Here is a 12,143-nt window from a genome sequence, read left to right as displayed (position 1 = left end):
GCGAAAGACTTCGTCGCCTGCAGCGCCGCCGCCCTCGTTCAGTGACGCGGCTTATACGGCTAACCCCCGCAAACAGTCAACAGCAACAAATAAAGTTTTTTGACATTTTTGTAACAGATTGATTCGAAAAGAGGATTCTCGCGCGAATTATTCACGGCCCCGCCCCTCGCGGCGCTCTCCAGCCGAAAATCTTTATCAATCAGTCAAAAAGTCGCTTTCCGCCCCTCCGGAAACCGCAAAAAGCCTGCGGAAACAGCCTGATCCTCACCGATATAATTCACGGAATGCTAAAGAACCGGCTTCGCAAAGCCGCCATCGGCGCGGAACCTAATCCGTCCTGCGGTGTTCTCTCACCATTGCAGGAAAGGAGACCATTATGGCAGCCAATACCGATGACATCCGTTCGTCCGTCAGCAAAGACATCGCTTCCCTCCAGCAGGAAGTGTCACGTTTGCAGAAGATGATATCCGCCCAGGGCGCCGAAGCCTATTATGAAGTCCGCGACCGCGCCGGCAAGGCGTATGACGACGCGCTTCCCAAGGCCAAGAATGCGGTCGCGCAGATCCGTGCCGAAGGCGTCGCCGTAGCAGGTGCGGCCCGCGAGCACCCGGCAGCCACCACCACGGCGCTGGCGCTTGTCGGCGCGCTCGGCTTTCTCGCCGGCTATCTCTTGAGCGGCCAGCAACAGCCGCCGCAGCGCAACTGGTGGCGCTGATACCGCGACGCACAATAACTATGACTTTTTACGGACCTTGGTGATCTTAAATTCGCCAAGGTCCGTAAATACTTATGTCTCATAAAAACCTATTTTTAATGCCAGATATTCAAGCATAATAAGGAGGGAGGAAATGATCATGGAAAACAGGAAGACGAACTGCATCGTCGAGGTCAGCGTCAACAGCGCAAACGGCCGTCGCGCGATCGGTATCATGAACATGCAGCAGGCTCTCGACCTGCCTGAAATGGCAAGCCTGTCCTACACGCATCCCGACCCTGTGAAGGCTGCGGCCGGCATTACTATCAGCCGTCAGGAACTCGCTGGTTTCCTGGCCTATCATTGACCGGCACGGCGACGCTCAGACTGCCTTTTTAGACGGCGCTCTTCGCGCCGCTGGTTTTTGACGTCCGCTCTTATACCGCAATCCCTGAAATTCTCTGGATTTTGACCGCCCATGCTGGCGCCCGTTTGCCGTTCATGCCAAAAACCTTCGCCATGAATGGAAGAAGGACAGCGCGTTGAAGGAACGGCGCCCACCGCAGAAACTGCGTGACCGCGCCCGGCCCGGCCCCGATGCCAGCGGCAAGCGGGTCACCCTGCCCCGCGCCCTGTCGAAGCTCGGCTTTTGTTCCCGCACCCAGGCGGAGCGTCTGATTGCCGACGGGCGGGTGCTCGTCGACGGGCGCAAGATCACCGATGCCAGCGCCTGGGTCAGTCTCTCGACCGCCAAGATATCGGTCGATGGCACGGCGATCGCCGCCGAAGACAAGATCTACCTGATGCTGAACAAGCCGCGCGGCCTAGTGACCACCCGCCACGATCCCGAGGGGCGGCCGACCGTCTACGACTGCCTGAAGGATTTCGACGCCCCGCATCTGTCGCCGGTGGGCCGTCTCGACAAGGCCAGCGAAGGCCTGCTGCTGTTCACCAACGACACCAAATTCGCCCAGACGCTTCTCGACCCGATCACCCACGTGACCAAGACCTATCATGTGCAGGTCGGCAGGATCATGGATGGCGAACTGCTGGCGGAGATGACCTACGGCGTGCGCCATGATGGCGAATTGCTGAAGGCGACCTCGGCAACGTTGCTGCGCAGCGGCGATCGCAACTCCTGGATCGAGGTCGAACTTGACGAAGGCCGCAACCGCCAGATCCGCCGCATGCTGGAGGCGCTCGATACCGAATGCCTGCGGCTCGTGCGCGTGGCGATTGGCGGACTGGAGCTCGGTGAATTGCCGAAGGGCGCCGTTCGGGCATTGACCGAGACCGAGCTTCGCGATCTGCGCCGCCGCACCGGCATGGAAAAGACAAGACGGGATTGAACCGCAGCATGACCATGGCCCCCCACGACTTCTGGCAGGAGATCCACGCCCGCGGCAGCTTCGAAGCATCCGGCACTTTCACTGATTTCTATGTTGCCGGGCTCGAGGACGGCCGCCAGCTTCGTCTGCCGATCCGCATGCTTTCGGACGGCGAGCACGCGCTAGCCTCGCTGATCGTCAACCAGGCGAGCTTTACCGTTCTGGATACGCTGGCCGCGGCGCTGGCGGCAAAGCTCGCAGCCTTCGAACCCGACGTGATCACCGGCCTGCCGACGCTTGGCCTGACGCTTGCGGCAGCCGTCGCCCAGAAGCTCGGCCATGCGCGCTATGTGCCGCTCGGCACCTCCCGCAAATTCTGGTATCGCGACGAACTGTCCGTCGAGCTCTCGTCGATCACCACGCCCGGCCAGCAGAAGCGTCTCTATATAGACCCGCGCATGCTGCCTTTGCTCGAAGGCCGCCGTGTCGCCTTGATAGACGATGTCATATCGAGCGGCGCCTCGATCGTCTCAGGCTTGAACCTGCTTGGCGCTTGCGGCATCGAGCCGGTGGTGATCGGTGCGGCGATGCTGCAATCGGATCGCTGGCGCGACAGGCTGGCAGCATCGGGACCGCATTGGCCGGCCCGGACGATCGGCGTGTTTTCGACGCCGATATTGAAAAAGACAGCCGACGGCCGCTGGCGCGTTCCGGCTCCCTGATCACTGCCGCCAACGCGGCCGGTCACAAGGATTATGCGATCTTTCTCCCGCCTCTCTCTATACAGCCACGCTCGGGCCGCTACATTCGGCTGACGGTTGCAACGCGAGCCTGCCCATGAATGTCGAGCAAGCCTCTCTGCTGGTCCTCCTCGCTGCGATGCTCGTTCTGTTTTCCCTTGACCGTTTCCGCATCGAAGTCGTGGCGATCGGCGGATTGTTGGCCGGATTTCTTCTGAAGCTCTACCCAGCAGAGGCGGTCTTTTCGGGCTTTGCAAGCCCTGTCGTCATCACCGTTGTCGAAATACTGCTGATCGTTCAGGTCCTGGCACAGGCGAAATTCTTCGACGGGCTGGCCCAGCGTTTTCAATCGGCCGGCTGGCCGAATGCCGCCGTCATCGCCGCACTTGCCGGGATCACCGGCTTCATCTCGATCTTCATGAACAATATCGGCGCCTTCGCCATCATGCTGCCTGCGACCCTTCGCGCCGGAACGGTGCTGCAAATCCCGAGACGCCAGTTGGTCATTCCGATTTCCTTCGCGGCACTGCTTGGCGGCCTGGTGTCGCTGATCGGCACGCCGGCCAATCTGCTCGTCAGCGATGCCCTTGCAAAGGCGACGGGAACGGGGTTCCGCTTCTTCGATTTCGCCTATGCGGGCCTGCCGGTGGCAATCGCCGGGATCCTCCTAGTCTCCGCCCTCGCCGTCCGGCTGTTTCCGGAAACCGAAGGCGACGTCTCGGCGCCGCCGCCCGCGACCCGCCGCATCGTCGCAGAGCGCGAAATCCCGGTCACCTCGCCGCTCGTCGGCACACCGCTGTCCGATTGTCCGGAGCGTTTTGGGTTGCAGCCGCACGCCTTGATCCGCGGCGGCACTTTCGTCTTCGGCAGCCTGACGCAATCGGTGATCACTGCGGGAGACATACTGCTTGCCGAAGGCGCTGATGCCGTCTTTTCGGATCTGGAGGCAGAGGGAGCCCTTGCCGCACCCATCCATCCGAACGGGCTGCAGACCGATTTCGCGCGCGTCGAGGCTGCCGTCATGCCAGAAAGCACGCTGATCGGCTCGCGCATCCGCTCGCTCGACGTCTTCCGCAATCGGGGCGTTTCGGTCACCTCGCTCTCGATGCGTTCGCCACGCATCGAAGGCCGCTTCGCGGATCTGCAGCTGTCGATCGGCGATATCCTGGTTCTGGAAGGCACGCGGGATGCGATCACCGAGGCGCTCGAGGAATGCGAATGCCTCCCGCTGGCGACGCAACCGGTAACAAGCAGCGTCAAGGGATCGTGGCGCCCTTTCGCGATCTTCGCCGCCGGTGTCGCACTCTCGGCCTTCGGTCTGCTGCGGCCCGAGATCGCCTTTGCCGCAGTCGTCTTCGCGCTGGCCGTGACCCGCTTTCTCAACATCCGCCAGGCAATGGCCGATATCAATTGGCCGATCGTCATCATGCTGGCCGCAATGATCCCGATCGGCTCGGCGGTGGCGACGACTGGCACCGCCGAAGTGCTGGCGCATTGGCTGAGCCTCGCCGTGCCGATTTCGATGCCGATTGCCGGTATCGCGCTGCTGCTCTTCATCGCCATGGCGCTGACGCCCTTCGTCAATAATGCTACGGTCGCGATCGTGCTCAGCCCGATCGCCCTGGAATTCGCCGCCGCCGCCCATCATCCCCCGGCTGCCTATCTGATCGTCGTGGCCGCCGGGGCCTCGCTGGATTTCCTGACGCCCTTCGGCCATCACAACAATACACTGGCGATGAGCATCGGCAGCTACCGGGTTTCGGACTTCCTGCGCGCCGGTGGCCCACTCGCACTGCTCGGATATATAATGACGGTGCTGATCGTCGCGGCCATCTGGCTTTGACCGCCATTTGCTTGACATCGCCCGCAATGAAACTAGAGCAGGGATGAACCCCTCCGACAAAGGAATGCTGAGCCCGTGCGAATCCTATCCGAAGCCCATTTCCCCGAACTGCCGAACTACTACCGCGGCAAGGTGCGCGAAAATTACGATCTTCCGGATGGCAGCCGCATCATCATCAGCACCGACCGTCTCAGCGCCTTCGACCGCATCCTCACCTGCATTCCCTACAAGGGTCAGGTGCTGACCCAGACCGCCCGCTACTGGTTCGAGGCGACAAAGGACATCTGCCCGAACCACGTCATCGCCTATCCCGATCCGAATGTCGTCGTCGGCAAGCGGCTTGACATCCTGCCGGTCGAAGTCGTGGTGCGCGGCTATCTGGCTGGAACGACCGGCACGTCGATCCTCACTCTTTATAAGAAGGGCGAGCGCCAGATGTATGGCATCACCCTTCCCGACGGCATGCGCGATAACCAGATCCTGCCGGAACCGATCATTACGCCGACCAGCAAGGAATTCGATGGCGGCCACGACGCGCCGCTGACGCCCGCCGAAATCACCGGCAAAGGACTGCTGACGCAGGAGCAGTGGGATACGCTGTCGAAATACGCGCTGGCGCTCTTTGCCCGCGGTCAGGAAATGGCGGCCAAGCGTGGCCTGATCCTCGTCGACACCAAATACGAGTTCGGCACCGACGCCCAGGGCAACATCATCCTCGCGGACGAGATCCATACGCCCGACAGCAGCCGCTACTGGCTGGCCGATAGCTATCAGGCCGCATTCGAAAGCGGCGGCCGCCCGACCAGCTTCGACAAGGACTTCGTCCGCGCTTGGGTCGCCGACCGGTGCGACCCCTACAAGGACGAGATCCCGGAAATCCCCGCCGATCTGATCGAGCAGACCTCGGCCGTCTACATCAAGGCCTATGAGGCGATCACCGGAAAGACCTTCGTCCCCGATGACAGCGGCGAAACGCCCCTCGCCCGTGTGCGCACCAACCTCGCGCCCTATTTCGCCTGAGCGCCTGAAGCCTGCCTGCAGAGATGCTTGCAGGCCGGGCTTCGATCGCGCTAGCATTGAATGAAAGCGAGCCGGCAAAGACCGGCAGGGGGCTGAATGGCACGCAGGCCGCGACGAAAGGCCGAAGAGACTCGCGCCGACATCCTGTCGATGGCAGAGATGCTGTTTCGTGAACGGGGCTATGTCGCCGTCTCGATCGCCGATATCGCGAACGCCCTCGGCATGTCGCCTGCCAATGTCTTCAAGCATTTCCATTCCAAGACGGCGCTGGTCGACGCCATCGCCGAAATCCATCTCGGAACGATGGCCGACCGCTTCGGCTCCGTCGACGGCGAGATGCTGCCCAAGGAGCGGCTGCAGCGTTTCGTGCTCCGCCTGCTCGACAGCCATCTGCAGGATATCAAGGACAACCCCTATATCTTCGAGATGGTCCTGACGACCATCGAAGCCAAGTTCGAGGCGGGAAACCGCTACCGGGAGCGGATCGAACAGAGGCTCCAGCAGATCATCCAGGATGGTGTCGCCTCCGGCGCCTACCGCTGTGCCGACCCGCATCGCGCCGCAATCACCGTCGCCGACGTCTTGGCCTGCGTCCTTCATCCGGTGCTGATTGCACGCGATGACAAGGAAACGCTTGTTCACAAAGCACACGATATCGTTTGTTTTGTTGATACCGCACTGCAAAATAGCGCTTGCTAAGTGACGATTCCTGACATACGTCACTTCGGAAAGCTTTTCTTAAATTCGGATTGATGGCATTTGAATCCGGATCAACCAGCCTTTTAATATGTCGCTTGTTGCCGGCCGGAAGGCTGGTCCGGTCTGTGAATGCCATCTGCATCAAGGAATTCAGAATGATACGGCGTGCCCTCCTCATCACCTCGGCTCTGGCAATTGGCGGACTGCTCGCAGCCTGCAGCGATAGCGGCAACAAGCAGGGAGCCGCCGGCGCTGGCGCGGCAGGGGCTGCCCAGCAGGCTTCGCCCGTCGGCGTTGTCGCACTCACCAAGGCGAATTACCCGGTGACGACGATCCTGCCCGGCCGTGCCGAAGCCTTCCAGACCGCAGATATCCGCCCGCAGGTCAGCGGCATCATCCGTGAAATCGCCTTCCGCGAAGGCGGCGAAGTCAAGAAGGGCGACCTTCTCTACCAGATCGACGACGCGCCCTATATTGCCACAGTCGAGCAGGCGACGGCCGCCATCGCCAAGGCAGAAGCCAGCGTTCCGAGCGCCCAGAGCAATCTCGACCGCTACCAGCGCCTCGTCGGCAGCGGTGCGACACAGATCGAATATGAAACCGCCAAGACGACGCTGCTCCAGGCCCAGGCCGAAGTCGCCTCCGCCAAGGCCTCGCTGGCCTCGGCGCAGATCGATCTCGACCACACCAAGATCGTCGCTCCCTTTGATGGCGTCATCGACCAGACCGCCTACAATGTCGGCAACGTCGTCGCCGCCAACCAGACGACGGCGCTGACGACGGTTCGCCAGCTCGACCCGATCTACATCTCGCTAACGGAATCGAGCACCAATCTTCTGAAGCTCCGCGATGCGATCGCCTCCGGTGAAGTGAAGGGTGAAGGCGCCAACGTCGCCTTCCGCGTCATCCTGGAGAATGGCAAGGAGTATAATCAGAAGGGCAAGCTCGATATGTCGAAGCAGATCGTCAGCGAGACGACCGGCACCTTCATCATCCGCGTGCTCTTCCCCAACCCCGACCGCGTCATCCTGCCTGGCATGTATGTCCGCGCCACCGTCGAGCTCGGCTCGGAAAACGGCTATGCGCTGCCTCAGCTCGCAACCAGCCGCGATGCCAACGGCCGCCTGACGGCGCAATTCGTCTCGGCCGACGGCAAGGTCGAAAGCCGCGTCTTCGAAGACGCGACGCCCTCCAACAACGCGTGGCTCGTCACGCAGGGCATCAAGGACGGCGACCAGCTGATCGTCAGCGGTCTGCAATCCATTACGCCAGGCATGCCGGTGAAGCCGGTTCCCATGAAAATCAATGAAAACGGTGTGGTCGTGGCTGCTGAGCAGCCTGCGGCCGGTGACGCTCAGAAGCCCGCCGCGAAGTAAGTCGCGACGCCTTTCACAGTGATCCAAGCCGCACAGGAATAAACTGATGGCCAAGTTCTTCATCCGACGCCCGATCTTTGCGTGGGTCATCGCGATCACCATCATGCTCGCGGGCCTGCTCGGCATCTATACGCTGTCGATTTCGCAATACCCAGACATCGCGCCGACCACGGTGCGCATCAACGCCACCTATCGCGGCGCCAGCGCCGAAACCGTCGAGAAATCGGTGACGACGATCATCGAAAAAGGCATGACCGGCCTCGACGATCTCACCTATATGACCTCGACCTCGTCGACCGGCTCGGCCAGCATCTCGCTGACCTTCGGCAACAGCGTCGATGCCGATATCGCCCAGGTGCAGGTGCAGAACAAGCTGCAGCTCGTCCAGTCGCAGCTGCCGGGAGACGTCATCGACGCCGGCATCAGCGTCACGCGCTCCACCTCGAGCATCCTGCTCGTCGGCTCGCTGGTTTCGACCGATGGCAAGCGCTCCTCCGTCGATCTCGGCAACATCGTTTCGAACTCGATCGAAGATCAGGTGCAGCGCCTCGAAGGCGTCGGCAGCATCAACATCTTCGGTTCCGGCTACGCCATGCGCGTCTGGCTGGATCCTTACAAACTGCAGAAGTTCCAGCTGACGCCAAGCGATGTAACCTCGGCCATCGAGGCGCAGAACACGCAGGTCTCCGTCGGCTCGCTCGGCGCTCAGCCGACCACCGAAGGCCAGCAGCTGAACGTCACGATCACCGCCCAGAGCCAGCTGACGACGGTCGCCGATTTCGAGCACATCATCCTGAAGGTCGAGAAAGACGGATCGACGGTGCGCCTCAGCGACGTCGCCCGCATCGAGATCGGCCAGGAAAGCTACGGCGGCTCGTCCCGCTACAATGGCCAGCCCTCGACCGGCTTCGCGGTCAACCTGGCGATCGGCGCCAACGCCATCGATACGGCTGCCCGCGTCCGTGCATCGCTCGAAAGCATCAGTGGCTCGCTGCCCGAAGGCGTCGAAATCACCTATCCCTACGACACGACGCCCTTCGTCGAGCTGTCGATCGAAAAGGTCGTCCACACCCTGATCGAAGCGATCGTGCTTGTCTTCGTCGTGCTGCTGATCTTCCTGCAGAATCTGCGCGCCACGCTGATCCCGACGATCGCCGTGCCCGTCGTTCTGCTCGGGACCTTCGGCATCCTTGCGGCGACAGGCTATTCGATCAATACGCTGACGATGTTCGCGATGGTCCTGGCGATCGGTCTGCTCGTCGACGACGCCATCGTCGTCGTCGAGAACGTCGAGCGCATCATGTCGGAAGAGAAGCTCTCGCCGCTCGAAGCGACCGAGAAGTCGATGGGTGAAATCACCGGTGCCATCATCGGTATCGCGCTGGTTCTGACCGCCGTCTTCATTCCGATGGCCTTCTTCGGCGGCTCGACCGGCATCATCTACCGGCAGTTCTCGATCACCATCGTCTCGGCGATGCTGCTGTCTGCTCTCGTCGCCATCGTGCTGACGCCGGCGCTTTGCGCCACGATGCTGAAGCCGGTCAACGAGCACAAAAAGAACCGAGTCGGCGACTGGTTCAACCGCAACTTCACCCGTTCCACCAACGGCTACGTCCGCACCATCGGCTACCTGCTGAAGCGGCCGGTCCGCGTCATGCTGTTGTTCCTGATCGTCGGCGGCGGATGTGCCTATCTGTTCACGAAACTGCCGAGCTCGTTCCTGCCGCAGGAAGACCAGGGCGTATTGCTGACAATCGTCACCACGCCGCCAGGCTCCACCTCGCAGCAGACCCAGGCCGTCGTCGAGAAGGTCGAGAAATATTACCGCGAGAACGAGAAGGACGCCGTCGATTCGGTCTTCGGCGCTCTCGGCTTCGGTTTCAACGGTTCGGGTCAGAACAGCGCGATCGTCTTTACCAAGCTCAAGGACTTCTCGCTGCGCACCGACGAGAACCTGCATGCGCAGGCCGTCGTCAACCGCGCGCTTAAGAACTTCTTTACCATCCGCGAGGCGCAGGTCTTCGCGCTGTTGCCGCCGGCCATCCAGGGCCTCGGCGTATCCAGCGGCTTCTCCATGTATCTCGTCGATACCGGCGGCCATGGCACCCAGGCGCTCGATGCGGCATCTAAGCGGCTGATCCAGATGGGCAACAGCAGCGGCAAGATCGTCGCGCTGCGCAGCAACAACAAGGAAGTCGAACCGCAGATGAAGATCATCATCGATCAGGAAAAGATCGGTGCAATGGGCGTCGACATCGCCTCGGTCAATTCGATGCTGTCGATCATCTTCACCGGCCGCGATGTCAACGACTTCACGCTGAACGGCGAGATCAAGCCCGTCTATGTGCAGGGCGACGCCCCCTTCCGCATGCAGCCGAGCGATCTCGATCACTGGTATGCCCGCAACACGGCTGGCGAAATGGTGCCCTTCTCCGCCTTCACCACGACGGAATGGGCAAAGGGCGCCCCTTCGCTTGCCCGCTTCAATGCGGTCAGCGCCATCCCGCTCGACGGCGCCTCGGCGCCGGGTGTCAGCTCGGGTGACGCGATGAATGAGATGGAAGCGCTGACGGCGCAGCTCGGCGGCGGCTATACCGTTGCCTGGCAGGGCATTTCCTATCAGGAGCGGCTCTCCGGCTCGCAGGCGCCGATTCTCTACGCGATCTCGATTCTCGTCGTCTTCCTCTGCCTTGCAGCACTCTATGAAAGCTGGTCGATCCCGTTCTCGGTGATCATGGCCGTGCCGGTCGGCGTGCTCGGTGCACTCGCCGCAGCCACACTCTTCGGCCAGGCAAACGACGTCTACTTCAAGGTGGGTCTGCTCACCACCATAGGATTGGCGGCGAAGAACGCGATTCTCATCGTCGAGTTTGCCAAGGACCGGATGGAAACGGGGATGGGCCTTTTAGAGGCGACTCTCGAAGCGGCAAGGCTGCGCCTGCGCCCGATCATCATGACCTCGCTCGCCTTCATCCTCGGCGTCGTGCCGCTGGCGATCGCGACCGGGGCCGGCTCGGCGGCCCAGAATGCCATCGGTGTCGGCGTTCTCGGCGGCATGCTGGCGGCGACCGCGCTCGGTATCTTCTTCGTTCCGTCCTTCTTTGTGGTCATCCGCAGGGTCTTCTCGCGGCGCAAAAATGAGGCGGGAGTGTGATAAAAATACACTGCCAGAATGACTGACTCATTGCTACATTGCCGCGGAACTGCTTCGGCATGGTGTATCTCGTTGGCACGGAGCGCGGCCGATTGCGAAGCATGATGCTTCGGACAAGAAATTTAGAACTTGGTCGAGTTACAGGAAGAACATTGCATGGTATCTCTTCGTTATGCCACACCGGCATTGATGCTTTTGTTGGCCGGCTGCGTGAGCGGTCCGGATCATGTCCCCCCGGAGATGCCGCTTCCCGCGAAGTTCGGTGAAGGCGGGGTCAAGAGCAATGGTGATGTTGCGACCGCCCAGTGGTGGACGGCCTATCGCGATCAGCGTCTGAACGCGCTGGTGGCCCAGGGCATCGGCCAGAACCTCGACGTACTGCAGGCGCTGGAGCGCATCAACGCTGCCGAAGCCCAGGTGACGGTCGCCGGTGCAGGCGCGCTCCCGAGCCTCGTCGTCGGTGCTTCCCATACGGTCAGCGGCCAGATGGGCAACCTTCGCACCCGCTCCGGCGCCACCAACACCACCGCCGGTGAAGCCAATGTCTCCTGGCTGCTCGATCTGTTCGGCGAATACCGCCGTTCGAAGGAAAGCGCGCTGGCCTCGCTGGATTCGGCCTATGCCACCGCCGACGTCGCCAAGCTCACCTTCCTCCAGGATCTGGTCAACAGCTATATCGACGCCCGCTACTACCAGGAACGCATCGCGCTCTCCCAGGCAAACCTGAAGTCGCGCCGCGAGACCTTCGATCTCACCAAGTTCCAGCTCGAAGCCGGTGCCGCCTCGCGCCTCGACGTCGTCCAGGCCGAAGGTCTGGTGCAGTCGACCCAGGCCGAAATCCCGGGTCTCGAAACCAACTTCCGGGTTGCCGCCCATCACATCGCCACCCTGCTCGGCCTGCCGGCCTCTTCGCTGGTCAGCGATCTGCAGAAAGGCTCGCATCAGCCGGTGTTCCGTGGCGGCCTGCAGGCCGGCATTCCGGCCGACCTGATCCGCAACCGTCCGGATATCCGCAAGGCCGAACGGGATCTGGCCGCCGCCACCGCCAATATCGGCGTGGCCGAGGCACAGCTCTATCCGTCGATCTCGCTGTCCGGCTCGATCTCACCGTCTTACGTCCGCCCGGTCGGCGGCAATGGCGGCCTGACCACCTGGTCCTTCGGCCCGACGCTGAACCTGCCGATCTTCGACGGCGGCCGCCTGCGCGCCAATGTCGACATCACCAAGTCGGATGCCAAGGCTGCCTATCTCGCCTGGAAGTCTGCGGTGCTGAGCGCCGTCGGCCGTCG

10 protein-coding genes are annotated in these 12,143 nt (G+C 61.8%); all 10 read left to right on the top strand.

Annotated features, from left to right (window positions below; translation table 11 throughout):
• Window positions 1–376 precede the first annotated feature (376 nt).
• Window positions 377–715 (top strand): hypothetical protein, encoded by a 339-nt coding sequence (locus tag AC1DJO_RS29700; RefSeq protein WP_477974111.1) that lies wholly within the window; start codon window positions 377–379, stop codon window positions 713–715.
• Between the two features lie 139 nt (window positions 716–854).
• Window positions 855–1,061 (top strand): hypothetical protein, encoded by a 207-nt coding sequence (locus tag AC1DJO_RS29695; RefSeq protein WP_112390942.1) that lies wholly within the window; start codon window positions 855–857, stop codon window positions 1,059–1,061.
• A gap of 175 nt (window positions 1,062–1,236) precedes the next feature.
• Window positions 1,237–2,043: a pseudouridine synthase gene (locus AC1DJO_RS29690; protein WP_477974110.1), complete on the top strand. Its 807-nt coding sequence runs from the start codon at window positions 1,237–1,239 to the stop codon at window positions 2,041–2,043.
• 14 nt (window positions 2,044–2,057) lie between these two features.
• Window positions 2,058–2,744: a phosphoribosyltransferase gene (locus tag AC1DJO_RS29685; RefSeq protein WP_477974112.1), complete on the top strand. Its 687-nt coding sequence runs from the start codon at window positions 2,058–2,060 to the stop codon at window positions 2,742–2,744.
• A gap of 115 nt (window positions 2,745–2,859) precedes the next feature.
• Window positions 2,860–4,605: an SLC13 family permease gene (locus AC1DJO_RS29680; RefSeq protein ID WP_477974109.1), complete on the top strand. Its 1,746-nt coding sequence runs from the start codon at window positions 2,860–2,862 to the stop codon at window positions 4,603–4,605.
• A gap of 75 nt (window positions 4,606–4,680) precedes the next feature.
• Complete coding sequence (locus AC1DJO_RS29675; RefSeq protein WP_112390936.1) at window positions 4,681–5,625, top strand: phosphoribosylaminoimidazolesuccinocarboxamide synthase; 945 nt, start codon at window positions 4,681–4,683, stop codon at window positions 5,623–5,625.
• A 96-nt stretch (window positions 5,626–5,721) separates the two neighbouring features.
• On the top strand, window positions 5,722–6,324 hold the full coding sequence (locus AC1DJO_RS29670) for a TetR family transcriptional regulator (RefSeq protein WP_477974108.1): 603 nt from the start codon (window positions 5,722–5,724) through the stop codon (window positions 6,322–6,324).
• Window positions 6,325–6,479: 155 nt separating this feature from the next.
• The gene (locus tag AC1DJO_RS29665; protein WP_477974107.1) at window positions 6,480–7,700 is read left to right on the top strand and encodes an efflux RND transporter periplasmic adaptor subunit; all 1,221 of its coding nucleotides are present in this window, start codon (window positions 6,480–6,482) and stop codon (window positions 7,698–7,700) included.
• A gap of 46 nt (window positions 7,701–7,746) precedes the next feature.
• Window positions 7,747–10,854, top strand: a complete 3,108-nt coding sequence (locus AC1DJO_RS29660; protein ID WP_477974106.1) for an efflux RND transporter permease subunit — start codon at window positions 7,747–7,749, stop codon at window positions 10,852–10,854.
• Between the two features lie 156 nt (window positions 10,855–11,010).
• Window positions 11,011–12,143 (top strand): efflux transporter outer membrane subunit (locus tag AC1DJO_RS29655; RefSeq protein WP_477974105.1); only part of this gene is annotated, 1,133 nt, incomplete at its 3' end.

This window comes from Rhizobium sp. 05N430 (assembly GCF_056396985.1).
The sequence above is the reverse complement of the archived record's forward strand: the minus strand, read 5'-3'. Positions and strand labels throughout refer to the sequence as shown.

Excerpts from the sequence above, each read along its gene's own strand:
- AC1DJO_RS29700 (WP_477974111.1), top strand. The coding sequence starts at position 377 with ATGGCAGCCAATACCGATGACATCCGTTCGTCCGTCAGCAAAGACATC.
- AC1DJO_RS29695 (WP_112390942.1), top strand. The coding sequence starts at position 855 with ATGGAAAACAGGAAGACGAACTGCATCGTCGAGGTCAGCGTCAACAGC.
- AC1DJO_RS29685 (WP_477974112.1), top strand. The coding sequence starts at position 2,058 with ATGGCCCCCCACGACTTCTGGCAGGAGATCCACGCCCGCGGCAGCTTC.
- AC1DJO_RS29680 (WP_477974109.1), top strand. The coding sequence starts at position 2,860 with ATGAATGTCGAGCAAGCCTCTCTGCTGGTCCTCCTCGCTGCGATGCTC.
- AC1DJO_RS29670 (WP_477974108.1), top strand. The coding sequence starts at position 5,722 with ATGGCACGCAGGCCGCGACGAAAGGCCGAAGAGACTCGCGCCGACATC.
- AC1DJO_RS29665 (WP_477974107.1), top strand. The coding sequence starts at position 6,480 with ATGATACGGCGTGCCCTCCTCATCACCTCGGCTCTGGCAATTGGCGGA.
- AC1DJO_RS29660 (WP_477974106.1), top strand. The coding sequence starts at position 7,747 with ATGGCCAAGTTCTTCATCCGACGCCCGATCTTTGCGTGGGTCATCGCG.